At 44.7% G+C, this 25,988-nt stretch carries 23 protein-coding genes and 1 pseudogene; 13 read left to right on the forward strand and 11 right to left on the reverse strand.

Annotation, left to right across the window (positions count from 1 at the left end; all coding sequences use genetic code 11):
• The first annotated feature begins 42 nt into the window (after positions 1 to 42).
• On the forward strand, positions 43 to 2,334 hold the full coding sequence (locus L3C95_RS06140; protein ID WP_236385909.1) for a histidine kinase dimerization/phosphoacceptor domain -containing protein: 2,292 nt from the start codon (positions 43 to 45) through the stop codon (positions 2,332 to 2,334).
• Between the two features lie 45 nt (positions 2,335 to 2,379).
• Here L3C95_RS06140 and L3C95_RS06145 read toward each other — a convergent pair whose 3' ends face one another.
• Positions 2,380 to 2,742: a winged helix-turn-helix transcriptional regulator gene (locus tag L3C95_RS06145; protein WP_236385910.1), complete on the reverse strand. Its 363-nt coding sequence runs from the start codon at positions 2,740 to 2,742 to the stop codon at positions 2,380 to 2,382.
• A gap of 167 nt (positions 2,743 to 2,909) precedes the next feature.
• Here L3C95_RS06145 and L3C95_RS06150 point away from each other — a divergent pair, with 167 nt between their 5' ends.
• The gene (locus L3C95_RS06150; protein ID WP_236385911.1) at positions 2,910 to 3,644 is read left to right on the forward strand and encodes an SDR family NAD(P)-dependent oxidoreductase; all 735 of its coding nucleotides are present in this window, start codon (positions 2,910 to 2,912) and stop codon (positions 3,642 to 3,644) included.
• 57 nt (positions 3,645 to 3,701) lie between these two features.
• Here the strand turns inward: L3C95_RS06150 and L3C95_RS06155 are convergent, their stop codons facing one another.
• From L3C95_RS06155 to L3C95_RS06175, 5 genes are all read right to left on the reverse strand, one after another.
• Positions 3,702 to 4,118: a two-component system response regulator gene (locus tag L3C95_RS06155; protein ID WP_236385912.1), complete on the reverse strand. Its 417-nt coding sequence runs from the start codon at positions 4,116 to 4,118 to the stop codon at positions 3,702 to 3,704.
• On the reverse strand, positions 4,102 to 5,199 hold the full coding sequence (locus L3C95_RS06160; RefSeq protein ID WP_236385913.1) for a hybrid sensor histidine kinase/response regulator: 1,098 nt from the start codon (positions 5,197 to 5,199) through the stop codon (positions 4,102 to 4,104). The genes L3C95_RS06155 and L3C95_RS06160 overlap by 17 nt, the downstream gene beginning before the upstream one ends.
• A gap of 66 nt (positions 5,200 to 5,265) precedes the next feature.
• The gene (locus L3C95_RS06165) at positions 5,266 to 7,392 is read right to left on the reverse strand and encodes a 7TM diverse intracellular signaling domain-containing protein (RefSeq protein WP_236385914.1); all 2,127 of its coding nucleotides are present in this window, start codon (positions 7,390 to 7,392) and stop codon (positions 5,266 to 5,268) included.
• Positions 7,393 to 7,412: 20 nt separating this feature from the next.
• Positions 7,413 to 8,123 carry a hypothetical protein gene (locus L3C95_RS06170; RefSeq protein ID WP_236385916.1) on the reverse strand — a complete coding sequence of 237 codons (711 nt, stop codon included), beginning with the start codon at positions 8,121 to 8,123 and terminating at the stop codon, positions 7,413 to 7,415.
• Between the two features lie 106 nt (positions 8,124 to 8,229).
• Positions 8,230 to 9,333, reverse strand: a complete 1,104-nt coding sequence (locus L3C95_RS06175) for a ThiF family adenylyltransferase (RefSeq protein WP_236385917.1) — start codon at positions 9,331 to 9,333, stop codon at positions 8,230 to 8,232.
• Positions 9,334 to 9,756: 423 nt separating this feature from the next.
• On the opposite strand from L3C95_RS06175, the gene L3C95_RS06180 reads away from it, so the two are divergent.
• Positions 9,757 to 10,494: a superoxide dismutase gene (locus L3C95_RS06180; protein WP_236385918.1), complete on the forward strand. Its 738-nt coding sequence runs from the start codon at positions 9,757 to 9,759 to the stop codon at positions 10,492 to 10,494.
• A gap of 69 nt (positions 10,495 to 10,563) precedes the next feature.
• Here L3C95_RS06180 and L3C95_RS06185 read toward each other — a convergent pair whose 3' ends face one another.
• The 3 genes from L3C95_RS06185 to L3C95_RS06195 form a co-directional block, all read right to left on the reverse strand.
• A complete protein-coding gene (locus tag L3C95_RS06185; protein ID WP_236385919.1) occupies positions 10,564 to 12,189 on the reverse strand; it encodes an ArnT family glycosyltransferase in 1,626 nt (541 codons plus the stop codon).
• Between the two features lie 31 nt (positions 12,190 to 12,220).
• Entirely contained in the window at positions 12,221 to 12,883 is a 663-nt protein-coding gene (locus L3C95_RS06190) for a phosphatase PAP2 family protein (RefSeq protein ID WP_236385920.1), read from the reverse strand.
• Positions 12,884 to 13,041: 158 nt separating this feature from the next.
• Positions 13,042 to 14,484, reverse strand: a complete 1,443-nt coding sequence (locus L3C95_RS06195; protein ID WP_236385921.1) for an LptF/LptG family permease — start codon at positions 14,482 to 14,484, stop codon at positions 13,042 to 13,044.
• Positions 14,485 to 14,637: 153 nt separating this feature from the next.
• Between L3C95_RS06195 and L3C95_RS06200 the strand changes: the two genes are divergently transcribed.
• Complete coding sequence (locus L3C95_RS06200) at positions 14,638 to 15,249, forward strand: hypothetical protein (RefSeq protein WP_236385922.1); 612 nt, start codon at positions 14,638 to 14,640, stop codon at positions 15,247 to 15,249.
• Positions 15,250 to 15,253: 4 nt separating this feature from the next.
• Here the strand turns inward: L3C95_RS06200 and L3C95_RS06205 are convergent, their stop codons facing one another.
• Entirely contained in the window at positions 15,254 to 15,634 is a 381-nt protein-coding gene (locus L3C95_RS06205) for an START-like domain-containing protein (protein WP_089834283.1), read from the reverse strand.
• Positions 15,635 to 16,003: 369 nt separating this feature from the next.
• Between L3C95_RS06205 and L3C95_RS06210 the strand changes: the two genes are divergently transcribed.
• The 9 genes and pseudogenes from L3C95_RS06210 (at position 16,004) to L3C95_RS06250 (ending at position 24,179) form a co-directional block, all read left to right on the forward strand.
• A complete protein-coding gene (locus L3C95_RS06210; protein WP_044218015.1) occupies positions 16,004 to 16,873 on the forward strand; it encodes an RNA polymerase sigma factor RpoD/SigA in 870 nt (289 codons plus the stop codon).
• A gap of 208 nt (positions 16,874 to 17,081) precedes the next feature.
• A complete protein-coding gene (gene ffh / locus L3C95_RS06215) occupies positions 17,082 to 18,407 on the forward strand; it encodes a signal recognition particle protein (RefSeq protein ID WP_236385923.1) in 1,326 nt (441 codons plus the stop codon).
• A gap of 132 nt (positions 18,408 to 18,539) precedes the next feature.
• A pseudogene (rpsP, locus tag L3C95_RS06220) lies at positions 18,540 to 18,791 on the forward strand (30S ribosomal protein S16); the annotation flags it as partial.
• 273 nt (positions 18,792 to 19,064) lie between these two features.
• Positions 19,065 to 19,586 carry a ribosome maturation factor RimM gene (gene rimM, locus L3C95_RS06225; RefSeq protein ID WP_236385924.1) on the forward strand — a complete coding sequence of 174 codons (522 nt, stop codon included), beginning with the start codon at positions 19,065 to 19,067 and terminating at the stop codon, positions 19,584 to 19,586.
• Between the two features lie 56 nt (positions 19,587 to 19,642).
• Positions 19,643 to 20,314, forward strand: a complete 672-nt coding sequence (gene trmD / locus L3C95_RS06230; protein WP_236385926.1) for a tRNA (guanosine(37)-N1)-methyltransferase TrmD — start codon at positions 19,643 to 19,645, stop codon at positions 20,312 to 20,314.
• A gap of 110 nt (positions 20,315 to 20,424) precedes the next feature.
• Positions 20,425 to 20,772: a 50S ribosomal protein L19 gene (rplS, locus tag L3C95_RS06235; protein WP_089834278.1), complete on the forward strand. Its 348-nt coding sequence runs from the start codon at positions 20,425 to 20,427 to the stop codon at positions 20,770 to 20,772.
• A 241-nt stretch (positions 20,773 to 21,013) separates the two neighbouring features.
• Complete coding sequence (locus tag L3C95_RS06240) at positions 21,014 to 21,199, forward strand: twin-arginine translocase TatA/TatE family subunit (protein ID WP_044220993.1); 186 nt, start codon at positions 21,014 to 21,016, stop codon at positions 21,197 to 21,199.
• Between the two features lie 201 nt (positions 21,200 to 21,400).
• Positions 21,401 to 22,840, forward strand: a complete 1,440-nt coding sequence (gene gatA, locus L3C95_RS06245) for an Asp-tRNA(Asn)/Glu-tRNA(Gln) amidotransferase subunit GatA (protein ID WP_262915819.1) — start codon at positions 21,401 to 21,403, stop codon at positions 22,838 to 22,840.
• A gap of 13 nt (positions 22,841 to 22,853) precedes the next feature.
• Positions 22,854 to 24,179: a lytic transglycosylase domain-containing protein gene (locus tag L3C95_RS06250; RefSeq protein ID WP_236385930.1), complete on the forward strand. Its 1,326-nt coding sequence runs from the start codon at positions 22,854 to 22,856 to the stop codon at positions 24,177 to 24,179.
• 315 nt (positions 24,180 to 24,494) lie between these two features.
• Here the strand turns inward: L3C95_RS06250 and L3C95_RS06255 are convergent, their stop codons facing one another.
• Positions 24,495 to 25,928, reverse strand: coding sequence for a cation:proton antiporter (locus L3C95_RS06255; protein WP_236385932.1), 1,434 nt, complete (start codon positions 25,926 to 25,928; stop codon positions 24,495 to 24,497).
• Between the last annotated feature and the right edge of the window lie 60 nt (positions 25,929 to 25,988).

Genomic DNA, 25,988 nt, shown 5'->3' on the forward strand with positions numbered 1-25,988 from the left:
GCTACCAACTGACCTAATAGAGATGTAAAAATAAATTAAGTTATGAACCGATTATTCATGCTCTTCTATTGTATGATGAGTTGTTTGATCCCCTGTCTGGCGCAGGATAATGTGCCGCCTTTAACACTGCAGCAGCTGCTGAAGAAGGAACGTCCGGATACAGCTGATCTGCGGATGTTGTTCAATGCAGGTATTTCATATATCAACAGGCCAGGCATTGAGCCGGGCGATATAGATACTGCTTCACTATGCGCAGCAAAAGCGCTTAAATCAGCCGTAAGTATAGGCAGTCATATGTGGGAAGGTCAAAGTTATTTACTCTTTTCAAAGATCTTACGCGAACAGAACGATGTTGTGAGAGGCAAGAATTATGCATTGAAAGCGGAGACCGTTTTTAAGGAGTATAAGGAAAAGGAAGCGCTTGCTGATACATATATGGAGCTGTGTGATTACTACCCGCCGGTAGATATTGAAAGTCTGAACACGCGGCTTAAGTATTACCGTGAAGCTGCGGCCCTTTATGGAGAGTTAGGGCTGAAATTAAAACAGGCGAACACGCTTTACAGGCTTGGTGATTACTATTCCTTTCTTCCTGACTATAATGAGGCGAAAAAAGTACTGTTGCAATCACTAGCCCTCTTTCAGGAGTTACATGTTCAGGAACTACAAGGGATATATAACCTGTTAGGTGCGATGTGTAACCAGCTTGGCGATTCCGACAATGCGCTGAAATATGCTTTACTATCATTAAAAACAGCGCAGGCAGTCGGAGATAGCACAACGCAGCTTTGTACTATTTATAACAGATTAGGGATGATCTATATCAGGGTGGAAGATATTCCTAAGGCAATGCAAAGCTTTCAAAAGGCCCAGGCAATCGCGTTGAGATTAAAAGACACTCCAGCTATGCAGATACTGGCCCGTAATGTTGGCCAGGCTTATCAAAAAATGAATAAGCCCGAAGAAGCATTGAAAGTGCTGAAACAGGAAGAGCGTTATTATCCGCCAAAAAGCCCGGAGAACAAGATACTGATGTTTGAAAGTATTTTAAATGCGTACTGCTTGTTGGGTGACTTCAGGCGTGGAGCTCCCTATGCGCAGCAGCTGGAAGATATGCGGCGCACAATGTATCCCGACGATGCTTATCTGGAATATGTCTATACTGCGCTGGTCAACTATTACCTGGGCATTCGCCAGTACAATACGGCACACCAGTATGCCCAGACAATGCTGACGGTAGCCAGCAAGAACGGGAACCTGGCTTTTCGGGCAAGATCCTGCTCTTTTCTTTATCGCGCAGATTCTGCCATGGCTAACTATAAAGAAGCGTTTGAGCATTTTCGGATGTTTAAACTGGCGAACGATTCCTTATTTAACATAGCCAAAATGCAGAAGATCGGCTATTTACAGGTGCAATTCGAAACAGAGCAGAAAGACCAGGCGCTGACGCTGAAAGAGCGGAACATTGAATTGCTCACGCAGGAAGCACAGGCAGCCCGATTTACCAGGAATGTGATCATTGGCGGTGCTGGTATGCTGACGGCACTGCTATTGTTAGGCTACAACCGTTATCAGTTGAAATTGCGCAGCAACCGGCAGTTGAAACAACAGCAGGATGAGATTAACCGTAAAAATCAGTCGCTGGAGGAGCTCATCTCCTCACAGAATAAATTGCTCGGTGAGAAGGAATGGCTGGTGAAAGAGATTCATCACCGCGTTAAAAACAACCTTCAGATTGTTATGAGCCTGTTGAATACACAGGCCGCATTTCTTGATGATAAAGACGCGTTGAATGCAATCAGGGAAAGCCGTTACCGCATGCAGGCGATCTCCCTTATCCATCAGAAACTTTACCAGTCAGACAATATGGCGCGGATAGATATGCGCACTTATATCAATGAGTTGGTGATCTTTCTGAAAGATGGATTCTCAGATGTCAACAGGATAAATTTCGATTTGCAGATAGCTCCGGTGCGACTTGACGTATCCCAGTCTGTTCCTGTAGGACTGATCCTGAATGAAGCCATCACCAACGCTATCAAGTATGCGTTTACCGGCAAGGGAACGATCATTGTTTCCCTGCAACCTGCAGATACCGGCTATCTGAAGCTTGTTATCGCCGATAACGGAAAGGGTTTTTCTGAAGGTGAAATACCTACTCAGAGAGGTTCAATGGGTATGATGCTGATGCATACACTGGCGGAACAATTAGATGGAAGCTTACAGATTCAGAGCCGTGGCGGTGTCACTATCACGGTTAGCTTCAGATATGAGGAGAAGGAAACTTTTGATAAGCCTGTAGAGTTCGATGAGAAGGTGGCAACTTATGTGTGATTGGATATAAGAAATACAGATGAAAGACTTGTTACCGGTATATCATTATACCGGTAATTTTATTTTTTCACGTTGACCGTTCCCCCATTCGTTCAGTGATTGAACGATAGGGATCAATGTTTTCCCCTCGTCAGTCAGGGCGTATTCTACACGCGGGGGCACTTCCGGAAAAGCAAAGCGTTCAACGAAACCATATTTCTCCAGTTCTTTTAATTGTTGTACCAGCATGCGCTCGGAAATATTCGGAATGAGGGCTTTTAGCTGACTGTACCGCATTCTGCTGTGACCAAGGTGCCAGATAATGCCTGGTTTCCATCTACCTCCGAGTATCCGCAATGCGATAGCCATTCCACATGTTTCATACAGCTCTTGCGCATTGAGTGTATTGGTCGAAGACTCCTTTTTCATTTCTAACTTATTTGTCAGTAATTAACAATTTTAATCCTGCTCTTCAAAGATAACTATAAAGTATCCGATGCTTTCAATTCTTACTGTTTAGTAAGTAATTAACAATTTCCCGCGTACTTACCCAAACCATCGCGCTGTTCTATGTTTGCGCCTCAATAAATCTAATTATGGAAACGAGGAACATTGTCTTAATTACAGGTGTAAGCAGAAAAGAAGGTCTGGGATATGAAACTGCCAGACAATTGGCAGAGCAGGGGTATAAGGTGATCATTACTGCGAGGGATTACCAGAAAGCAACGCAGCTAGCGGCAATCATGCAAGGGGATCAGTTAGATATTGTACCTATGGAATTGGACATTAACAATGCAGACAGCATCGCGAAGTGTGTGCAACAGGTAACAGCGCAATTCGGCCATTTGGATGTACTGATCAACAATGCAGGCGCCATGACAGATCTTACATCTACTATCGCGACGGCAGACCTGGGCGTGGTAAAATCATGTTTTGACAGTAATGTGTTTGGTCCCTGGCAGACAACACAGGCATTCCTGCCGTTGCTCAGGAAGAGTGCTCAACCACGTATCGTAAATGTCACCAGTGGTATGGGCTCTTATGACGATCCTGATTTTGGATTAAATCATTTCCCTGGTGTACTGTCAACATATGCACTGGCGAAGCTTACGTTCAATGCGTTGACGGTAAAAGTTGCGAAAGAACTGAAAGACAAAAAGATATTAGTGAACGCGGTATGCCCGGGTTTTACGGCCACTTATGAAGGATTGAAAGAGCAAGGTGCAAGACCGGTAGAAGAGAGTGCAAAGAGCATTGTATGGGCAGCTACATTACCGGCAAATGGCCCTACGGGAGGATTTTTCCGTGACGGGAAGCCGCTGCCCTGGTAGTAATACTTGTTTGAAAATAAAAAGCCACTGCAGGGGCTTTTTATTTTCAAACAAGTATTACATATCCTTAAAAATTTCGGTGATGGCGTTTTTCAGTTCTGTAGCCAGCAAAGGCTTCTTTAATAGTTTCAGCACCATCGGGTTGGCATAGGTACGGCTGAGGTCACCATAGTCGAGAGAGGACGACACCATGATAATATGGCATTGTGACTTAATCCTGGCAGGATAGCTGTAAAATGCCTCCAGGAATTCAAAACCATCCATCTCCGGCATTTGTATGTCGAGCAGCAATACGGTTGGCGGTATTTTAGGCAGGGTGATATTGGAAGACAGGAACTCAAGCGCTTTGTTTGCGTTGTTAAAGGCAAGCACAGTTCTGCTGATCTGTTGCAGCGTAATAAGTCGCTCATGCAGCAGCAGATCTACTTCATTGTCATCTATCAGTATCACACGTAAATCAGGAATCGAAATCATTTCTGTTGGGAATGCTTATTTCAAATTGTGTACCTTCTCCATATTTTGATTCAACGTTGATAGTACCGCCAATTTTATTCAGCGCTTCTTTTACAATATACAAACCAATACCACTTCCTGGTTTATTATTATTTTTTGAACGGAAGAACATCTTGAAGATGTTGTTAAGGTGCTCACTAAGTATACCTATCCCGTTATCTTCGATGGACAGGGTGGCTTTATGCGGCTCTACCTTCACTGAGAGTGTCACTTTCGGATTGCTCTCGTCCGGTTTCTGGTATTTCACCGCATTAGATATCAGGTTATTCAAAATAACACTGATACGGAAAGTATCTCCTTTGAAATCTACCGGCTGATCAACATTCACCTGGAACTCGATGGCCGTGTTCTGATGGCGGAATGACGCAATACACTCCTGGATGAGATGTTCAAAGTTGATTTTTTCATATTCCACATCCAGCCTGGAATTGCGGTAGTATTCTATGATCTTCTGTATGAATCCGTCCAATTTGAGGATACACGCTTCGATCATATTGAGATAACCGTTGGGGTCGGTCACTGAGTTGTCGAGACGGCTCAGATTGATAATACCGAGTACCGACATCAGCGGAGAACGGAGGTCATGAGAAGTGGAATAGATAAAGCGGTTCAGCTCATCATTGATCTTTTCCAGTTCCAGGATCTTTTCTTTCAGCTGTTTGCGGGTAGAATATATTTCGAATGCATTGTTGATGGTACGGTGCAGTTCATGCTCATCCCATGGTTTTTTGATGTAGGAGAAGATATGTCCTTTGTTGATAGCGTCGATTATATCTTCTACATCCGTGTAACCAGTGAGGAGGATACGCATGGGGTCGGGGAGGGTATCCTTTATTTCATTAAAGAATTCAACCCCTGTAGATACGGGCATTTTCTGGTCGGCAATGATGATATGGACATCAATGCTTTTCAATAGCTGTTTGCCTTCCTGGGCAGAATTGGCGGTATAAATTTCATAACTTCTGCGGAACCCGGCTTTAAAAGCATTGAGGTTATGAACTTCATCGTCAATGTACAAAATCCTGATACGGTTGTCTTTCATCCATTTTCGTTTTGTCCGCAGGTTCAACTGTAAGGTTGATCAAATGGATTTTCCTGCGTGGGTATACTAAGACGCATGGGCAGTAACGCTCATGGGTAAATATATAATAAATTCTGCACCTTTGTCAGGGGCAGTGATTACCTCTATGCGCCCGCTGTGCTTTTCGATAATACTGAACACAATTGAAAGTCCAAGGCCGGTGCCTTCGCCCACATCTTTGGTAGTAAAGAAAGGGTCGAAGATCTTTTCTTTCACTTTTTCTGTCATGCCGGGGCCTGTGTCTTTTATACTGATGAGGGCAAGACCGTTATCCTCTTTGGTCGTAATGGTTACCATCTCTTCGCGGTCTTTGTTGTTTGTTTTTATGGCATTAAAGGCATTGGTCAGTATGTTCATGAACACCTGGTTCATTTTACCTGCATAGCACTCTATTTTGGGTAAAGAGCCATATTCCTTTACTACTTTGACATTAGGTGGTATACTGTTTTTCAGCAGTACCAGTGTACTGTCCAGTCCTTCGTGCAGATCTACGGATTTAAGATCGCTTTCGTCCAGTCTGCTGAAGGTACGCAATCCCTTGACAATTTCCGAGGTCCTGGTAGCACCATCTTCAATTCCTTTGATGAGGGAAGATATTTCATCATGAATGTAGTCGATATCTATTTCCTCTTTAAAGGCTGCAATATCCTGGAGTGCGCCATGAATGTCTTTCGCCTGTGGCAGCGCGTCATATTTTTCCAGCAGCGTTTTGATATCCTGGATATCCAGCTTCAGTGGTTTTATGTTAGACGTGACAAAATTGATCGGATTATTTATTTCATGGGCAATACCGGCGGTCAGCTGACCGAGGGAAGCCATTTTTTCTCTTTCCACCAGTTGCGTCTGTGCATCTTTCAGGTTCTTGAGGGCCACATTGAGTTCTTCGTTACTGGTTTGCAGTTCTTCGGTACGTTTGTGCACCTTGTCTTCCAGTATGATATTTTGTTCCCTTACCAGGCGTTCGTTTTCCTGGGATGCGCGCAGTGCTTCCGCCTTGAAGAGGTTGATCTTATAGGCCAGTGCGAAGGACAGCAGGAGGGCTTCCATGGCTGAGCCTATCTGCAGGGCATAATAGGTAAATTCATTGTACGGCAGCACATTCATATTCCGGAGCACAAATACAAGTACACTGAGCAGGAATATGGACCAGGCGATAAGGAAGAACTTAGCAGAGCTGTATCCCATAAGGGTCATGCGTGCTGATATATATAGTACGCTGAGGGCAGCGATACCTACTACCGCCTGTACCCAGAGCTGTGCAACAATATACATATCCAGCAGAGAGGGAATAAAACAGCCGATATAGAGGTAGATAAGTATATTAATGAGCCTGTGTCCGGGCTTATAGTATTGTTTGGTCAACAGGAACTGCTGGATGAACCAGAGTGCTGTCAATCCGTTCAGTATGGGTATCAGTACCGTGGCATGCTGGGCCATCCAGGGGCTGCCCGGATAAAGGAACCGGAAAGTATACCCTTGCAGGGTAGCCTGGGTGAGGCCTACGAATACGTTATAGGATACGTAGGTCAGGTAGCTGGTGTCTCTCGTGGATATGTAGAGGAACAGGTTATAACAGGACATGGCCAGTATAACCCCGATGTACAGACCGAATATGAGTTCCCGGTAGTCATTTTTCTCCATGATCTGGTCCCGGGTACCTATGGAAATAGGTAGCTGCAATTGTTCTCCTGCCACAACTCTCAGGTAGTATTGCCTGGAGGTATGAGGCCGCAGGGCGAGGGGAAATATATAGTTCTGATGATCGACAGGCCGGTTGGAGTAGCTGGTAAATTCCCCCAGATGGGTCGTTTTATAGCTGCCGTCGGGCTGTATCTCAAACAGGGTAATATCGTCAATAGTAGGGTATTCCACTTCCAGCAGCAGTTCCTGCAGGTCAGATTCATTGGTAATTGTAAATCTTACCCAATGCGTGTAGGGCGTGATCTGGAGATTGGGGACATTTTCATCCGGAGATGTAAAAGGTGCTTTGGTGATCGCATTGATATCCAGCTTATTAGTCTTGTCGGTGTATATTTCGAGGTTTTTGCCGATCCGCGTCAGGGGCATATTGTTTCGAAACACGACAGGAGGGGCTGCCTCCAGTTGCTGGAAACCAAAGATAGTAAGGAGCAATAGAACGATAAATCGGAACATGCGTTAAATTTATAGAAAATTCACCGTTCACTCTTCACATTGGAATACTGCAAATTAGCAATTTCGAGGTTATAGCTCACTTCATAAGAACCTTTAGGTCCAACTTCTGTTTTGGTTTGGATCAGATTTTCGCGCAGGTCGTAGATCAGCTCCCGTTCTTTTGGATCTGCATTTTCCAGTTTATTAACGTCGTTAATAACCATTGCCGTGGCGATGAAGTCATCTTTGGGATAAAAGAACGTGCCTTTATCGCCCAATGATTCATCGATAGAGAAGCCGACCCTCTTGCCTATACGGGTGGTGATCGGGGCGCATAAAACGTGGAAATTGTCAATAGGCATCTGGGCAGCCAGTACAACGCCTGCGCGGGCCAGTACCTGACTGCCTATACCCATGCCGGCTACTTCTTTTGAATTCCACATGGCACAGATCTCTGCACTGCCGGTTTTGACAACGTCGTATATTTTCGGATCGTATTTGCCGATAGCAGTTTCTATTGGTAATGGCAATATACCGTCTGCCAGCTGTACGCGGGCGCCGCCGTATGTTTTGGTGCGAGTTTCATCCTCTACAATAATCACGATGCTATTTTCATGGTGCATCCAGTCCGCACTGCCGGATGTGATTTTAGCAATGCCAAAGTATATTTCCAATAACCGGAGATGGCCATTATAAAAACGAAGACAGGCCTCCGGATCATCTGGCGCTTTAAAAGCCCTTACAGTAATCATGATATTGCATCTGGGTACTCCTTAAAAAAGATCAGGCCGGAATATGAGCGGACCGGCCGTTGCGATGTTGATTGCAAATGACATCTTTCCCGCTCACCCCGGATTATTAAACAATTATTTGTTCAAAATCCACATAATACCTGCCAGAGCTTTTGAACTGACCGAGCAGTATTCTCCTGCAGGTATCCGTTACTACAGCTCCGCCCAGTACAACGGAGGATGCCAGCTGAGGCCAGGTAGTAATCGTTTTCCCTATCTGGCCTAAAGAGTATTTCATTCTTTCGGACATGTCATCCAGTGCAACCATAGGGCGAAATATGGGCAGTTTCTCTGCATCTGTAAGCCCGCGAAGGCTCTTAAGATCTATATCGGGTATAAAACCGTGCAATAAGGGTCTATCGGGTTCCAGGTCGAAACGTTCTACATCCACCATGCCCCTGTCATTAGTATCCATTACAACAGGTATGCCCAGGGACTTGGCCTTCATCCTGCTCAATATTTTTATATCAATGCCGTCACATTCTTCCACCAGGATATCGATGTTACCGTCTTTGGTAAAAAAGTCATCCAGATTTTCCTCGGTGGCGCCGTCGGTATAAATTACAACCTTGATAAAGGGGTCCAGCTCTGCTATCTCACGGGCTGCTATCACCACTTTGTGGACCTGTATACTATGAATACCGGTACGGATCCTGTTCATATTGGTCAGCTCAACCTTGTCAAAGTCGGTCAGCCTGAGTTCTCCGCATACTCTTTCCATCGCCAGGGTAAGCGCGATGGATTGGCCTACGGAAAGCCCTATAACGCCTATTTTCTTACCGCTCAGTATGGCGATCTCCTCATCGGTGATCTTTTGTTTATTCCGGCTGGTACGCAGTTCTATGAAATCCTTTTCGTCCACGATATGTACCACCCTGTGAGACCAGGGGTAATAAACCCATACGCCAAAGGCATGAAGCGGTGTAGTACCAACATATTCGCTGATCTTTTGTTCAGATTCTTCTTCCGTAAGTCGTTTGGTAGGATTACGGATCTTCATCAGCTCCCTGAGCTGCGAATGTATCTGATCATATACGCGTATATGTGGATTCGCCGCTAATAAAGCCAGTAAATCGGCATATTGTTCTTTGTGCTGCAATCGATAAAATACTGGTGTATAATTATCCGGCTCGGTCCGTTGCTTATTGATATAATGCTCTAGTTCTGTCATTTTGCCTGGCATATAATTTTTTGAACAATGATGGCAATTCGAAATGGTATATGTATGGTCAATTAGTTAGTTAGTATGTTTACGTGTATTCTGGCATGGTAAGGGCCTGATGACAAAGGCAAGCTCGTTAGTTCACTACATATATCATATACTCACTATGTAGTTCGGGATAAATGTTGTTTTTAAGTACACAAGTAAAGAAAAAGTTAAAGTTTCACATGAAAGCGTATGGTAAAATAACAATTAATTTGAAAAGATTGCGAAATGAAGCTGTTATTTTAGTGAGAATCTGTGTTTTAATGACAATTGTTTGATGGCCGGCACAACTCATGAAATAAATTTCTATAATATTGGTGTAGAATTTGCTGCTCTGGCAATTACCATTGAAGTTCTTTATTCATCATTATTTTAATGCCTTAGTATATGAACAAGAGAGAATTTATTAAGCTGGCCGGGTTGGCTGGTGTAGCGGCTTTGGGCAATCCCTCCGGTATAGTGGCTGCTCCTGCAGCCCGTAGAGGAGTGTCCGTTTTAGAGGGCAACGCAAAAGCTCCTTTTGAATTACCACCTTTACCTTACGGCTTCGACGCTTTAGAGCCGCATATCGATAAGGCAACGATGGAGATCCACCATGACAAACACCATGGCGCCTATGTTAAGAATCTGAATGATGCTGTAAAGGGATCATCTTACGAAAATCTTTCACTTGAAGAGATCCTCGCAAAAGTAAAAGCTGAGGATAAAGCTGTACGCAATAACGGTGGTGGCCATTATAACCACTCACTATTCTGGAAGCTGTTGTCGCCACAGAAAACAACTCCTTCGGATAAAGTGAAAACCGCTATCAACAGTTCTTTTACTTCTTTTGAGAAGTTTCAGGAAAGTTTCAATGCCGCTGCAAAAGGGGTATTCGGCTCTGGCTGGGCATGGCTGATCGTTACTCCGGGCAAGAAGTTGTCCGTTGTGTCCACACCTAACCAGGACAATCCTCTGATGGAAAACATCGTAAAAGAGCGTGGTACGCCTATTCTGGCACTAGATGTATGGGAACATGCTTACTACCTGAAATATCACAACGTTCGTGCTGACTATATTACTGCATTCTGGAATGTTGTGAACTGGAATGAAGTGGATAAATTATATGCGGCCGCTGTAAAATAGCCGGTATACATTGTATATAAAAGAAAGGGCGTCCGCTATAATGGACGCCCTTTCTTTTATATATGCATGTTATTTTCTTTTAAAGAACACGAAACCGTTCTTTTCACCGATTATCTCCAGGTTCGGGTCTTTTCTCCATGGCTCGCTGTCGGTGATACGGCAGACAAAAAAAGTAGGTTTGTCTACAGGGCCGCTAAGTAACCAGTCTGTATTATAATAGTTCTTGTTGGCCGGCGGTAGTTTTTTTGTGTAGAACAGATGTGCATAACTGTGATACTTCAGCACCTGAACATAGCTGTCTTTCCCTTCAAAAGTCTTAAAAAAGTCAATGGCTGCTCCCTGAGAGTACCTTTCTATCTTCGGGGTAAAATGCACGATGGTGATCTGTATAGCTGCTATGGTGCTCAGGAACATACATAATAGCCCAGCCTTTACCTTTTTCTGGAATAGAAGCACGCAACTGATAACGATTAGCAGCATATAGCCTGCGCCGTAGGCAATTTCCCAGGCGGACCAGGGGACCTGAGCCTGGAGATTCGCTCGTGCGAACCTGTCGCCGATATGTGGGATCAGTACATCCTTATAAAGACCTACCACAGGCAGAAGCGCAATGGCGATACCGATCACAAGGCCGGTTAGCAACATTAGTACGATATTCCAGGCGTGCAGCTGTAGTTTATTTTCAGCGATCCGGTATAGCTGCCAGGCAGCCAGGAAACTGAGGGGGAAGTAGCAGAGTGATGAATAGTGGACGATCTTGGTCTCTACGATGGAGAAGAGGAGCAGCACTACCCAGAACAATACCCACATCCATGTTTTAAAGTCCTTTATTTCCGTTGGTGCTGAACCGGCATAGATAGATTTGTTTTTTCGCCCCCTGATGTATGTGAACAGGAAAAGGCTGGCGGGGAAGCATCCAATCAGCAATACTATCCAATGGTAAAAGAAAGATCCGCCGTGACCGGCATCGGGAGTAGTAAGCAATCTTATCTGGTAGGTAACGAATTCGTTGATGAACCACCAGCCATGTGCGATGAGCTCATACCCGAACCACAGGGCGGTGGTGATGAACGCTGAGAGAGCGATCAGTCCGACTCTGGCCAGGCTGATACCGATCTTTCCTTTTTTGTATATCCAATAGAATAACAGCGTTAGTATACTGACCAGGATAGCTACCGGCCCTTTGGTCATTACTGCCAGACCAAGGAAGACGCCACTAAGGATAGCCATTCGCGATGGCTTAGCGGCGTAGGCTATACGGAAGGCGCAATAAATGGCCAGAAATATGAAAAAGTTGAAAGTAGGATCTATGATGCCTGATTTGAAATAGAAGTGAGGCAACCAGGAGCCGGCATAGGCCAGTGCCCACCATAAACCAAGCTTTTCATCAGCCAGCTTTTTGCCCATAGCATAAAGCGTTACCAGGGTAGCAATACCAAGAACGCCGTTCGGGAAACGTGCTGCAAACTCATTCACACCAAAGATGTGCATACTGATAGCCTGCAGCCAGATGAATAAAGGCGGTTTTTCCCAGAAAGGCTGGAAATCGATCTGCACCTGTGAATAGTTATGGCTCACGATCATCTCTCTTGCCGCTTCGGCAAAATTAATCTCATCCCAGTCAAACAGATGCACGGCCCCGAGGAAGGGTATAAAAAGAATGGCAGCTGCTATAGCAATCAACAGGTGTTTCATAAATCATTCCAAGTCAACAAAAATAACTAAATCAGGTCAGACCAATGACTGGTTCTGCAGCCACTTCAGCAGATGACTTCAGCCTTCTCTGGTGGAACAGTGTATAAACAACCAGGCTGCTTGTGGTACCGATAATGCTTCCTGTGTACACATCCACGAAAAAGTGTTGTGCCAGGTAAATTCTTGAGTAAGCGGCTAATAATGCCAGTGTTAAGAACGCAAATCCTGCTAATTTATTCCTGCAGATCAGCGTTAAAAAAGTGAACATGGCAAAAGCAGTCGTTGTATGCCCTGACGGGAAACTGCAGCTGCCGTGTACAGATACCCATTTTACGGTGTGTACCAGTGCCGCCGTATCAGCAAAATAGAGGGATGGTCTTGGCTTGTTGTAATAATGCTTGGCCACCTGTACGATGAGTGTAACCAGCAACAGAATTGTGCCGGCGCTCAGGAACAGTTTGAATTTTCTGAAGGCCAGGATAAAGGCCAACATAACAGCAAAGGCAATACCATCTCCTATGTAGGTAATACCCGTCATAGCCACATCAGCCCATGAGGCATGTGCATGGTTGATGGCCAGGAATAGTTCTTCGTGTGTAAAATAGGCCTGTAGTAAGGCTCCGGCAACGATCCATAAAAGGAATGGCAAGAAGAAGCTGGCATTCTTCCCTAACAGTGTAATTAGTGTTTTCATAGTTTAGGTTGCGACCGCCCATAAGAAAGAGCTGAGCACAGGACGTCCAGGCATTTTCCTTTTAATGCAGGCACAGAGAAGTCCCGCCCGGCAAGCAAGGTCTGCCCGGAAAATGCACGCTGAAAATCTTGAAGCGGATAGCTAGTGGCTTATGGCTGTCAAGTTGTAGGCTTTGTATTAAATCTTTGAAAGAGCTTTTTTATATTACTGAATATCCTGAAATAGAACTCTTTGTTGAATAATTGAGAATCATTCAATGCTTTGTATATCAGGAACATAGCAATAGGCATAAGGACTATGTTGGAGAGCCACATACCACTCCAGGTGGTCATCACATCTTTTCTGGCCATCTTCTCTCCGACCATGAAAAATATGTTAAAAATTACAAAAAACACAACAGCAAATATTAAAGGCGTGCCCAGACCACCTTTTCTGATGATGGAACCCAGCGGGGCGCCTATCAGAAACATCACGATACAGGAGAATGCCAGTGTGAATTTGCGCTGCCATTCCACTTTGTGAAGCAGCAGGGTACTGTGCTTATCGCCAAATTCCCGGGCGGGTCCTTCCAGGTTATTCTGTCCGTCACGGATATTCTGTTCTGCTCTTTCCATTACATAACGGAGCGATTTCTCTGGAATAACATCCTTAAAGGATGTGGTATTAGCGGCTAAAGCAGGCGCTTTGGCCAGCCAGCCGGTATCTTCCCATTTATAGAAAGGATAACGGGTCGTGATGTAGGCATTGACCGTGCGTGAAAACAGTTTTTCTTCTTTGTACAGGGAATCTATGGCCTTATCCAGCTGTCTGACATTCAGCATTTGCTGGTTGGAGGCAAAAAGGCCCATGTCCAGCCTGCTGAAAGCGAAGGAGCTGAGGTCGAATGCTTTTTTGTATTCTCTGAAACCGAGACGGATCAATTCTCCCGGAGTGGTGGAACTGCGGTTATTGCGTTCTTCATAACGCCATCCCTTTTCCAGTACAAAGTACAGGAAACGTTTGTCAGCAGAAAGCAGCATAGTACCTTTTTCAGCCAGTATGACCTTATCACCTCCTCCGGGAGTGTGGTCGATGATCATTACCTGGTGGATGGTTTTATTGTCGCTCTCTTTCTGCGCCACTTTGATAGTGTAGTCAGGAATGTCGGTATAAAATACACCGGCTTTGATATTAAAGGCTGGTTTTGAGTTGGTAATATCGTACAGCAATGACTTTGCCCGGAGGTTAGCCACTGGCATGGCGTAGTTGTTGAAGAGGAACGCCAGGACTGCGATGGTGGCACAAACGATGAGCAGCGGACGCATAAAGCGGGTGAGGGAGATGCCGGAGGATTTCAATGCTACCAGTTCGAAGCTTTCTCCCAGGTTACCGAAGGTCATGATGGATGACAGCAGCACAGCCAGCGGAAGGGCCAGCGATACCAGGTTGGCGCTCGTATAGGTGATCAGTTCTATAATCACCGGTGTATCGAGACCCTTACCTACCAGGTCATCGATATACTTCCACAGGAATTGCATCACCAGTACAAACAGTGTAACAAAGAAGGTAGCCACGAAAGGCCCCATGAATGTTTTAATGATGAGCTTATCCAGTTTTTTCACTTACTGCGTATAAAGTTAGTTCGATGCTACATGGACGTTAATTCGTACATGAAGCGCACAAATTTAATATCATTTACGAAAGTGATATCAAGTAAGAATTAAAATTACAGTTAAATTTCGCCTGAATGGGACCTGCCGGCGTAAATTTATGGGATGGAAATAATTTCACTGACAGCAGCAGAACAGGCGCTCGTAGTTAATGCGGATTGGTTATATCTGAAAAACAATGTTTTACAGAAAGTAATGACCTTGATGGGGCAGTTACAACAGGTGTTGGAAGCGCAACCTGAAACAAAAACATTTCCTTTTCCGGAGCACACGCTGCAGGCGGGAGGTAAAATATCCCGTGGAGAGCGGTACAAGGAATTGCCCTATATCATACTGGATTATCCCCGGTTTTTCAGCAGGGACAATATTTTCGCATTCCGCACCATGTTCTGGTGGGGACATTACTTCGTTGCTACCCTGCATCTGGCAGGGGAGGAGAAGGAGAAGTACAGTGACGCAATTGCATCGGCCTGGCAGCAGCTGGCAGAGCATCAGTTTCAGGTCTACCTTCAGGAAGACCCCTGGCATCACGATTTAGAAAATGGGAATTACAAATTAATATCAGCCATACCGGTACTGGAATTCAAGCAGCTGATCGCCCGGCGTTCTTTTATTAAACTTGCTAAACCTTATAGTTTTGAAGAATGGGGAAAGATAGTTCCGGAGGTAGTAAGAGATTATGCTCTTTTGCTACAGGTACTTGTCAATACTGACTGACCGGTTAGTTACCTATCCTGTGGAAAAGGTCTTTCACCTGGTAATCCCACAATTGACTCTGGTCGGCTATCTCTTTCTTTTCTGCAAAATCTTTAACGATCAGTATTGTTTCATTGGTCACTTCGGAGATCTGTATGCGAAATTCAAAGAATTCTTCCTTGGGCGCATGTTTCCAATGCAGACGGATAAATTCATCTTCTTCCTGTTCCAGCACTTCTGCCTCTTCAGTGGAACCATTCCATGAAAAGGAGAAAACGCTGTCCCTGTAATCTACTTTATCTGCGAACCACTCCTGTAGACCTGCGGGGGTGGAAAGGAATTCGTATAAGATACTTGGTGAGCACCGTACCGGATATTCCAACTCATATTGCACTTTCTTAGACATCGCTCAAGTAATTAGTAAATCAATAGCATCTGGCTGCAATTATAGAAAATTATTTATTCTGTCAAAATTATTTTGCAATTTTTTTTAATAATTGACGAAAATCTTGTACACTTTATAAATAACAATTCTATTAGGAAAATAATGAATACATTAGCAATCTGCACGGTTTGTTTTCACGGCTTTTTGTAGGAAAATCCTAATTTGAAGGTTCCAATAATAAGTTGTGAATGATGAAACGTTTTTGCTTGAAAATGGTTTAATAACCAATTATTTTTTTTGGGAGCTATCTAAAAAAACTTATTTTTGTCTGGCATTCATCAAATAGGGTAACATTTTATTAACCTGTAACTGTTCCGATTCTTTATGTCAATGCGCCAACTCAAAATCACGAAATCCATCACGAATAGGGAATCCCAGTCCCTGGAAAAGTATCTGCAGGAAATTGGGAAGGTGGATTTAATTACTCCGGAGGAAGAAGTGAACCTGGCTATCCGCATTAAGCAGGGGGATCAGAGAGCGCTGGAAAAGCTTACCAAAGCTAACCTCCGTTTTGTGGTGTCTGTTGCAAAGCAGTATCAGAACCAGGGTTTATCGCTCAGTGACCTGATCAATGAGGGTAATCTGGGCCTCATCAAAGCTGCACAGCGTTTTGACGAAACCCGCGGGTTTAAGTTCATTTCCTATGCTGTATGGTGGATCCGCCAGTCTATTCTGCAGGCATTGGCAGAACAGAGCCGTATCGTACGTCTGCCGCTGAACAAAGTGGGTTTGAGCAATAAGATCAGCAAGGCATATTCTCAACTGGAACAGGAATTTGAAAGAGAGCCGTCTCCGGACGAACTGGCCACCATCCTCGAGATCAACACGGAAGAAGTAGAAGCCACTTTAGGGGTTGCTGCCCGTCACGTATCCATGGATGCTCCGTTCATTGACGGTGAAGACAACTCTCTGCTGGATGTACTCGCTAATCCGAATGCAGTAAATGCAGATGAAGAGCTGGACCACCACGATTCACTGCGCCGCGAAATAGAACGTTCTTTGTCTACGCTTACAGACAGGCAGAAAGATGTAATCATCCTGTACTTCGGTATTGCTGTTGAGCATCCTATGTCACTGGAAGATATCGGCGAGAAATTTGGCCTGACACGTGAAAGGGTACGTCAGATCAAAGACAAGGCGATCACAAAGCTGCGTACCACTTCCCGCAGTAAACTGCTGAGGAATTACCTGGGAAGTTGATTACAATCGTTTTCAAGGTAGTGATAGCATAAAAAATTAAGAACTTTATATAAGAGAAAGGTGAATATCGGGCAGATATTCACCTTTTTTCGTTATTTGCGGCCTTCTGGTGGTTTAGAAGTTACTTTATATTATTTTTGCAACCCCTGAAGCTATGAGTCCGCACAGGACGGATAGCAGAACGGCAAAAAATTAAACAAGAACAAAAATGTTTGAATCATTATCAGAGCGGCTCGACTCGGCGTTTAAACAACTGAAAGGCGAAGGCCGTATCAGTGAGATCAATGTAGCTTCTACAGTGAAAGAAATACGCCGGGCGCTGGTAGATGCTGATGTTAACTATAAAATTGCAAAGGATTTTACAGACCGTGTAAGGGAGAAAGCCCTGGGCGAAAAGGTAATTACTGCTATTTCTCCCGGACAGCTGATGGTGAAGATCGTGAAGGATGAACTGGCTGAACTGATGGGTGGCACTGAAGCGGAACTGGACACGAAGGCTAATCCTACTGTAATACTGATTGCAGGTTTGCAGGGTTCCGGTAAAACAACCTTTTCCGGTAAACTGGCCAATTTCCTTAAAACAAAGAAAGGTAAAAAGCCGCTGCTGGTAGCGGCCGACATCTACCGTCCGGCGGCGATCGATCAGCTGAAAGTGCTGGGAGAGCAGATAGGGGTAGAAGTATATAACGAACCTGAGAACAAGGATGCAGTAAAGATTGCTCAGAATGCGATCCAGCATGCAAAGCAACAGGGAAACAACATCATTATTATCGATACTGCCGGCCGTCTGGCTGTTGACGAAGTGATGATGACTGAAGTAGCTAATGTAAAGGCTGCCGTGAAACCGAATGAGATCCTGTTTGTGGTAGACTCCATGACCGGTCAGGATGCGGTGAATACAGCCAAAGCCTTCAATGATCGCCTGGACTTCAGCGGTGTGGTACTTACCAAACTGGACGGTGATACCCGTGGTGGTGCGGCCCTGACTATCAAGTATACAGTGGAAAAGCCCATCAAGTTCGTGAGCATGGGTGAAAAGCTGGACACGCTGGATGTATTCTATCCTGAGCGTATGGCACAGCGTATCCTGGGGATGGGTGATATCACCACCCTGGTAGAGCGCGCCCAGGAGCAGTTCAACGAAGAGCAGGCAAAGAAACTGGAGAAGAAGATCCGTCAGAACCAGTTCGACTTTGAAGATTTCCGCGAACAGCTACAGCAGATCAAAAAAATGGGTAACTTGAAGGACCTGATGGGAATGATTCCCGGGGTCGGAAAAGCTATAAAAGATATCGACATCAGTGATGACGCATTCAAGGGGATTGAAGCGATGATCGGTTCGATGACGCCGTACGAGCGGAACAACCCTGATATTATCGATGGCAGCCGCCGCAAGCGTATTGCTAAAGGCTCCGGAAAGAATATCCAGGATGTGAACCAGTTCATGAAGCAGTTTGACCAGATGCGTCAGATGATGAAGATGATGAACAAGTTTGGAGCTGGTGGTAAAGGACTAAGAGCTTTTGGCAGATAAAAATTCGGTGGGAATTCTACAATTTGTAGACTTTTAACAGAAAATATTTTGAACTGTCAAGTTTAAAAAATACCTTTGCTGCCCCAATTAAATATTTTTTCATAACTCGCAAAAAAATAACTCGAATTATTTATGCCAGTAAAAATCAGACTACAACGTCATGGCGCTAAGAAGAGACCTTTTTATTTTATCGTAGTTGCCGATGCTCGCGCGCCAAGAGATGGTAAATTCATCCAGAAAATCGGTACTTACAATCCGCTGACTGTTCCTGCCTCTATCAACATTGATACAGAAAAGGCACTGCGTTGGTTGCAGAAAGGTGCACAACCTACAGACACTGTAAGAAGAATCCTGTCATTCAAAGGTGTTCTTTACCTGAAACACCTGTTGAGAGGTGTGAAACTGGGTCTGTTTGATGAGCCTACCGCTTTCCAGAAATTCGAACAATGGCAGGCTGAACACGAGCAGAAAGTTGCTGCCCGTCGTGACAGTCACAAAAAAGCTAGAGTTGCAACTCCAATCGTAAGAAGAGTAGAAGATAGTCCTGCTCAGCCAGAAGGTGGTGAAGCATAATCTAAGCTTTTGAATCATATTGAAAGGGAAATATTTGTACGCAAATATTTCCCTTTTTCATAGCCGGAAGGACGCGTATCGTATATGAATAATTACTTCAGCATAGGGAAACTGGTATCGGTATTTGGGTTACAGGGTGAATTGATCCTTAAGCACAGCCTTGGGAAAAAAACATCTCTGCCTGGAGTGGAAGCACTGTTCCTGGAAGAACGCAAGAACAGCTTCATTCCGTACTTTGTTCAGAAGACCAGTGTGAAGGATCATGAGCATGTATTTGTCAAGCTGGAAGGAATAGACACCAAAGAAGCAGCACGAAAACTGGTACAGGTACCTGTTTATCTGGGCGAAGATGATTTCAAAAAGCAGGCCGCCTCTTCCTCGCCATTGTCTATGCTCGGATATACGGTGCATGACAAACAGCAGGGGGAACTGGGAGTGATCGAAGAAGTCATAGAAATGCCGATGCAGGTGCTGGTTAAGGTCACTTTCCGGGAGAAGGAGATGCTTTTACCACTCAATGAGCAATCGCTTGTAAAGGTGGATAAAAAGCAGCAGATCGTGCACGTGGACCTTCCTGAGGGCTTGCTGGATATCTATCTGGAATAGGAGATGCATTTATTGTTCATTATGGCCTGTAAAAACGGCTGCTTGAGTCACTAAATATGAGAATTGATATCATTACTGTACAACCGGGGTTGCTGGAGAGTCCCTTTTCGCATTCCATTTTGAAGCGGGCACAAACAAAAGGGCTGCTGGAAGTACATACACATAATCTGCGTGATTATTCCACGCTCAAGCACCAGCAGGTAGATGACTACCAGTTTGGCGGAGGAGCGGGTATGGTAATGATGCTGGAACCGGTGGTGAATGCCATTGAGAGCTTGCAGGCGAAGGTAAAATACGATGAGGTGATCTACCTGACGCCTGACGGGGAAACCCTGAACCAGCGGATCGCCAATCAGTTATCCCTGAAAGGGAATCTGCTATTGTTATGTGGGCACTACAAGGGTATTGACGAGCGCATCCGTATTCACTTTGTCACGAAAGAGATTTCTATAGGAGATTACGTACTGTCTGGCGGAGAACTGGCCGCTGCTGTACTGGTGGATGCTATTGGCAGGTTGATACCTGGTGTACTGAATGATGAAACCTCTGCCTTACTGGACTCATTTCAGGACAATCTGCTGGCGCCTCCTGTATATACCCGACCGGAGGAGTTCAGGGGATGGAAGGTGCCTGAAGTGCTGTTAAGCGGCGATCATAAGAAAATTGATAACTGGCGGCATGACCAGGCGCTGGAGCGCACAAAGGAACGCCGTCCGGATCTGTTATAAAATAGGGTTGACAGTCAATCCGTTGAAAAAATATTCTTTAATAAAAGGAGTTGTTATTTGGAAGTTGTGTATTTCTCAGTTACCTTTGCACTCCGATAAATATTTGAAAGATGAACGCTATTTCTTTTGTTCACGAGCAACTGACAGGTAAGAAATCCTACCCGAAGTTTAAAGCCGGTGACAACGTCACTGTTAACTATAAAATTGTTGAAGGTAACAAGGAAAGAATCCAGTCCTTCAAAGGTGATGTTTTGAAAGTACAGGGTACTGGTGCAACCGTATCCTTTACAGTAAGGAAAATCTCTGATGGTGTAGGTGTAGAAAGGGTATTCCCTCTGTTCTCTCCTCACATTGACGGGATCATCCTGAATAAGGTTGGTAAAGTAAGAAGGGCTAAGCTGTTCTACCTGCGCGAGCGTGCTGGTAAAGCTGCCCGTATCAAAGAGAAAAGGGTTTAGTATAAATACAGGGAAATTAGTGATAACGGGGACCGTTCCGGTTCCCGTTTTTTTCATGTCTATGAAAACCGGATGCCACGTAAGGGGAGACTCTTAAAATAGAATTAAAACTTTGCAGGTCATTCAGGGTATGCCTAAATCCCGAATATATTTACCTATCTTTGTTTGCTTAACGTTTAAAACTGAGAAAATGACTGCCGTTATAGTTAAATCACCTCTTTTATTATTCCAGGAATTAGGTATGACAGAATTACTTTTGATCGCTTTGGTTGTATTGCTGTTGTTTGGTGGTAAAAAAATTCCAGAACTGATGCGCGGCCTTGGTAAAGGTATCCGTGAGTTCAACGACGCAAAGAATAATGTGCGTAAAGAGATCGAAGATGGTATGAAAGATCAGCCAGCTACGACTGACCACAAGAATGCCTAGTTGGTATCCTGCCTTGCAGGAAAGTTAGAATTTCTCGTTTCTTTGATTCAAACGTGAAGTGGAATAGTGTGCCTGTGAAAGGGATTGCATCAATCACTCTATTAGCTGCTATATACCAGTATGCCAACTGAACCGTCATTCGGTTCCGGCTTTCAAGTTTGACCTGAGCAATTATTTTATAAGAAATTAACTGGTTTGGCTTTGTCTGAATTCAGCAGTATATCGGCTTTTCAAGAAGCATTATACGCCGGCAGAACAACCTGTACGGAGATGGTACGGTATTACCTGTACCGAATTGAACAGACAAAACACCTGAATGCTTTTCTTGAAGTTTTTGAGGAAGAAGCCCTTGCGAAAGCGCATGCACTGGATACCCGGATAAAGAACGGGGAACCTGTGGGAGCGCTTGCGGGCATTGTGATAGGCATTAAGGATGTTATCTGTTATAAAGGACATAAAGTAAGCGCTGCTTCTCGCATACTGGAGGGATTCACTTCCCTGTATTCTGCTACAGCTGTAGAAAGGCTGCTGGCAGAAGATGCTATTATTATTGGCAATCTCAACTGTGATGAATTCGCAATGGGGTCTACCAATGAGAATTCAGCATATGGACCAGTGTTGAACGCATTGGACAATACCCGTGTACCGGGTGGCTCATCCGGTGGTTCGGCAGTAGCAGTACAGGCAGATCTTTGTATGGTGAGCCTGGGGAGTGATACCGGAGGATCTGTAAGACAACCGGCTGATTTCTGTGGAATTGTGGGATTAAAACCAACTTATGGCCGTATATCCCGCTATGGATTAATTGCTTATGCCTCATCCTTTGATCAGATAGGAATTTTTGGCAGGAATATTGCAGATGTGGCAAGGGTCCTACAGATAATCGCAGGGCCCGATGGTTATGATAGTACTGCTTCCAAAGAAGAAGTACCTGATTACCAGATCGTGCACAATAAATCCTGGAAAATCGCGTATTTAAAAGACGCGTTGTTCCACCCCGGCCTCGATGAGGAAATGAAGGAAGGATACACCAGCTTATTTGAAGAACTTGAAGCTGCCGGGGATACTGTTACGGCAGCCGATTTCGCTTATCTCGATTATGTAGTGCCAGCATATTACGTGCTTACTACCGCAGAAGCTTCATCGAATCTTTCCCGGTTTGATGGAGTAAAATACGGACACAGAACATCTCTTAAAAACCTGGAATTGGCCGACTTTTATAAGAAAAGCAGGTCTGAAGGTTTTGGAAAAGAAGTAAAACGACGTATATTACTAGGAACTTTTGTACTTAGTGCAGGGTATTACGATGCATACTTCACTAAGGCACAACAGGTTAGAAGACTGGTGGTAGATAAATTGTCGGAGATCTTATCCCAGTATGATGCGATTATGATACCAACAGTGCCTTCAACGGCATTTAAAATAGGTGAAAAAGCGGACGATCCAATAGCCATGTACCTGGCAGATATTTACACGGTACTGGCAAATCTGGCAGGGGTACCGGCAATTTCCGTACCTTTGCAGCGGCATTCAAACGGAATGCCATATGGTGTACAGATCATCACAAAGCAATTTAGCGAAGCAAACCTGTTAAGCATTGCGGAACACGTAATGCAGATACGGAGGGTTACTCCTGTTTAAAATAAATATGTGTATGAGGAAAATCTTTTTACTACTGCTGTTGCCAACTTTGGGTGCAGGGAATTTTGAGGCGATTGGTGGCAATGGTGTACCTAAAGAGATGGTTACTCCCTATGGAGGACCGGATACTACGGTACTGAACCACAAAATACGTTTACCTAAGGACACGGTAGTTGTGCCTTCGGAAACGTCACAGACTGTGCGCAAGAATGCCCAGAGTCTACCGTCCAGCATCAGCAGCCCAAAGGTCTATGAACAGATCAACAACAACATCGTAGCTGGATACATCAATAACTTTGCCAGCAGGTATAGCCAACATCTGCAGGTGATGGTGTCCAAAGGCCAGCCTTACTTTGTAATGGTGGAGAAAATCTTCCGGGAGCATGGCATTCCTGAAGAAATGAAATATCTCGCCGTAATCGAATCCAGCTTTAATACTAACGCTCGTTCCCGTGTAGGAGCCGTAGGAGCCTGGCAGTTTATGTCTGGTACCGCGCGTATCTTCGGTCTCAGTGTGGGTAAAAAAGTGGACGAAAGAAAAGACTTCTATAAGTCTACTGTAGCAGCTGCCAAGTTCCTGAATGAACTGTATAATCAGTTCGGCGATTGGTTGCTCGTAGTAGCTGCTTACAATTGTGGTCCCGGCGGCGTACAACGTGCTATGAACGCCAGTGGCCGTACAGATTTCTGGGGTATGCAGTACTTCCTGCCCGCAGAATCCCGCAATCACGTTTACAAATTCATCGCTACCGGTTATATCCTTGATAGGTTCAATAACTTCTTCGGTGTAGGCGATGATATGAATAAAACTGTTGTAAACAGTGCTGCTGCACCAGCCGCTTACGCGTCTACCGAACTGACAGAAGAAGAAATGTTCAATACGGTGGAATTCAATATCTCCGGCAAATATCGCCTGGATGCTATTGCAAAGAAACTGAACATGGAACTGACAGAACTTGAGCACCTGAATCCGGATTTCGCCAAAATGATGGCAGGCCCGGAAAACAGCTACGACCTGAGAATTCCTAAAGAAAAAATGAAAGAATTCCAGGCCGAAAAAGAGGATATCCTGAAAGAATCCTTACAGATGATGCTGGATGATAAAGCGACCACTTTGGATAAATCCCGCTTCCCGGCGCCAGCTAAAATTGCTGCTCCTTCAGTGGCTAAGACCAAAAAGACTGTGACAGCTTCCAAGGCTAAAAGTACCAGGACTGTTAAAGCAACAGCAAAAGGTAAAACAGTCAAAGCAGCTAATAAGAAAACAGTAGCGAAGAAAACAACTGCTAAAAAGCCGGTAACTAAAAAAACGACTTTAAAGAAGACAACACTTCGTTAAACATAATTCACAAAAAAAGAAAAAGCCTGATCATTTGATCAGGCTTTTTCTTTTTTACGTCTGTATTTAGATACTTGTCTAAATATATAATCATGAATACAGTGTAGTGTTTAAAGCCATTAAAGATGAAACCAGGCGGGATATCCTGGGATTCGTACATGAGTTGATAATGCTGGTTATTGCTATTTGTGGAAACCTGTTTTATAATGCCCGCCCCAACCGCTATCTGGGGCTAAGGAACACTCTGGACCAATGATATAAATGAGAAAGCCGTCGGCATATGACGGCTTTCCTGATTTATATTGGTACAACGCATTATCCTATCTGGCTGGCATGTAAGCGGTTCTCCTCCACTTTTTTCACCACATCGAGCAAGGGGCCTGTCATAAAGGTGGTAGCTAATGCCATCAACACCAGCATAGCAAAGATTTCAGGAGAAAGGATGCCCAGGTCGTAACCGATGTTCAGCACCACCAGTTCCATCAGGCCACGGGTGTTCATCAGTGCACCGATTCCGAGCGAATCGCTCCAGGACTGTCCCATCAGTTTCGCTGTCAACATGCTACCACCCAGCTTTCCACCTACTGCCACGAGCATAATCAGCCCAAATACAGCCCAGAGGTGTCCCTGGCCTAACAGGCCGATCTGGGTGCGTAAGCCGGTAAAGACAAAGAAAATAGGCAGCAATAACAATACGCTTACATCTTCCAGTTTATCTGTCAGCAGTTTTTGCACAGATACCTCGGCAGGCATGATCACACCTGCCAAAAAGGCTCCGAACAACGCATGAATGCCGATCACTTCCGCGGCCCAGGCAGAGAACAGCAGCGTCATGAAGGAGAGTGCTACAACTGATTTCTCTTTACTCGTTGATTGTAATTTGAGGATCTTTCTGTTCAGCCACGGTTTCAGTACATACAACATACCGCCAAGGAAGATAAGCGCCATGACCATCGTGATCACAGCACTCCACAAACTAGCCGCTTTTACGATGGCAATTACTACAGCGAGGATACACCACGCCGTCACATCATCGGCAGCCGCACAGGTAATAGCCAACAGGCCAAGTGGCGTACCACTCAGTTTTCTTTCCTGTACGATACGCGCTAACACCGGAAACGCTGTTATACTCATGGCAATACCCATAAATAAAGCGAAAGACAGGAAGTTTACGTTGGCAGGTGAAAACTGTGGATATATGTGATATGCCAGTAATACACCCAGGAAGAACGGGAAAATAATGCTGGCATGGCTGATCATCACGGCATCGTGGGCCTTGTTCTTCATCTTATGTGTATCCAGTTCCATACCTACTACAAACATGAAGAAAGCGAGACCTATCTGGCTGAGGAACTGTAAGTTCTTAAAACCCTCTGCAGGAAAAACGAACGCGCTTCCACCAGGCCAGATCATACCAAATAGAGAAGGTCCGAGACAAATCCCGGCTACTATCTCACCAACAACCGAGGGTTGACCGATCTTATTGGCCAGCCACCCAAATAACCGGGCTGTCAGTAATATCAAGATGATCTGCAACAAGAGCAGCGCTAAAGGATGTTGCACATTATGTATAAGCGAGGTCCATACACCTTCTGCTGAGGCAGCAGGCGCCGGTGTCGCTGTAACTGCAACCTTATTTGTTTGTGAGGTTGGATCTATTTTCAGATGATTACCCTGCCTGATAATAAACCAGATCAAGCATCCGAAAAAGCCGATGATCAGCGGATAAAGCAACAGTCTCTTCTTCATAATTAGTACCGGTTGGTTGTACGAAAGATAATAATAATATCCGGGTGCGTTACTGCAGGG

Origin of the sequence: Chitinophaga filiformis (assembly GCF_021646545.1) — a bacterium.
GTDB classification, from domain to species: domain Bacteria; phylum Bacteroidota; class Bacteroidia; order Chitinophagales; family Chitinophagaceae; genus Chitinophaga; species Chitinophaga filiformis_A.

Coding starts and splice junctions, on each gene's coding strand:
- L3C95_RS06140 (WP_236385909.1), top strand. CDS start 43: ATGAACCGATTATTCATGCTCTTCTATTGTATGATGAGTTGTTTGATC.
- L3C95_RS06145 (WP_236385910.1), bottom strand. CDS start 2,742: ATGAAAAAGGAGTCTTCGACCAATACACTCAATGCGCAAGAGCTGTAT.
- L3C95_RS06150 (WP_236385911.1), top strand. CDS start 2,910: ATGGAAACGAGGAACATTGTCTTAATTACAGGTGTAAGCAGAAAAGAA.
- L3C95_RS06155 (WP_236385912.1), bottom strand. CDS start 4,118: ATGATTTCGATTCCTGATTTACGTGTGATACTGATAGATGACAATGAA.
- L3C95_RS06160 (WP_236385913.1), bottom strand. CDS start 5,199: ATGAAAGACAACCGTATCAGGATTTTGTACATTGACGATGAAGTTCAT.
- L3C95_RS06165 (WP_236385914.1), bottom strand. CDS start 7,392: ATGTTCCGATTTATCGTTCTATTGCTCCTTACTATCTTTGGTTTCCAG.
- L3C95_RS06170 (WP_236385916.1), bottom strand. CDS start 8,123: ATGATTACTGTAAGGGCTTTTAAAGCGCCAGATGATCCGGAGGCCTGT.
- L3C95_RS06175 (WP_236385917.1), bottom strand. CDS start 9,333: ATGACAGAACTAGAGCATTATATCAATAAGCAACGGACCGAGCCGGAT.
- L3C95_RS06180 (WP_236385918.1), top strand. CDS start 9,757: ATGAACAAGAGAGAATTTATTAAGCTGGCCGGGTTGGCTGGTGTAGCG.
- L3C95_RS06185 (WP_236385919.1), bottom strand. CDS start 12,189: ATGAAACACCTGTTGATTGCTATAGCAGCTGCCATTCTTTTTATACCC.
- L3C95_RS06190 (WP_236385920.1), bottom strand. CDS start 12,883: ATGAAAACACTAATTACACTGTTAGGGAAGAATGCCAGCTTCTTCTTG.
- L3C95_RS06200 (WP_236385922.1), top strand. CDS start 14,638: ATGGAAATAATTTCACTGACAGCAGCAGAACAGGCGCTCGTAGTTAAT.
- L3C95_RS06205 (WP_089834283.1), bottom strand. CDS start 15,634: ATGTCTAAGAAAGTGCAATATGAGTTGGAATATCCGGTACGGTGCTCA.
- L3C95_RS06210 (WP_044218015.1), top strand. CDS start 16,004: ATGCGCCAACTCAAAATCACGAAATCCATCACGAATAGGGAATCCCAG.
- ffh (WP_236385923.1), top strand. CDS start 17,082: ATGTTTGAATCATTATCAGAGCGGCTCGACTCGGCGTTTAAACAACTG.
- rimM (WP_236385924.1), top strand. CDS start 19,065: ATGAATAATTACTTCAGCATAGGGAAACTGGTATCGGTATTTGGGTTA.
- trmD (WP_236385926.1), top strand. CDS start 19,643: ATGAGAATTGATATCATTACTGTACAACCGGGGTTGCTGGAGAGTCCC.
- rplS (WP_089834278.1), top strand. CDS start 20,425: ATGAACGCTATTTCTTTTGTTCACGAGCAACTGACAGGTAAGAAATCC.
- L3C95_RS06240 (WP_044220993.1), top strand. CDS start 21,014: ATGACAGAATTACTTTTGATCGCTTTGGTTGTATTGCTGTTGTTTGGT.
- L3C95_RS06250 (WP_236385930.1), top strand. CDS start 22,854: ATGAGGAAAATCTTTTTACTACTGCTGTTGCCAACTTTGGGTGCAGGG.
- L3C95_RS06255 (WP_236385932.1), bottom strand. CDS start 25,928: ATGAAGAAGAGACTGTTGCTTTATCCGCTGATCATCGGCTTTTTCGGA.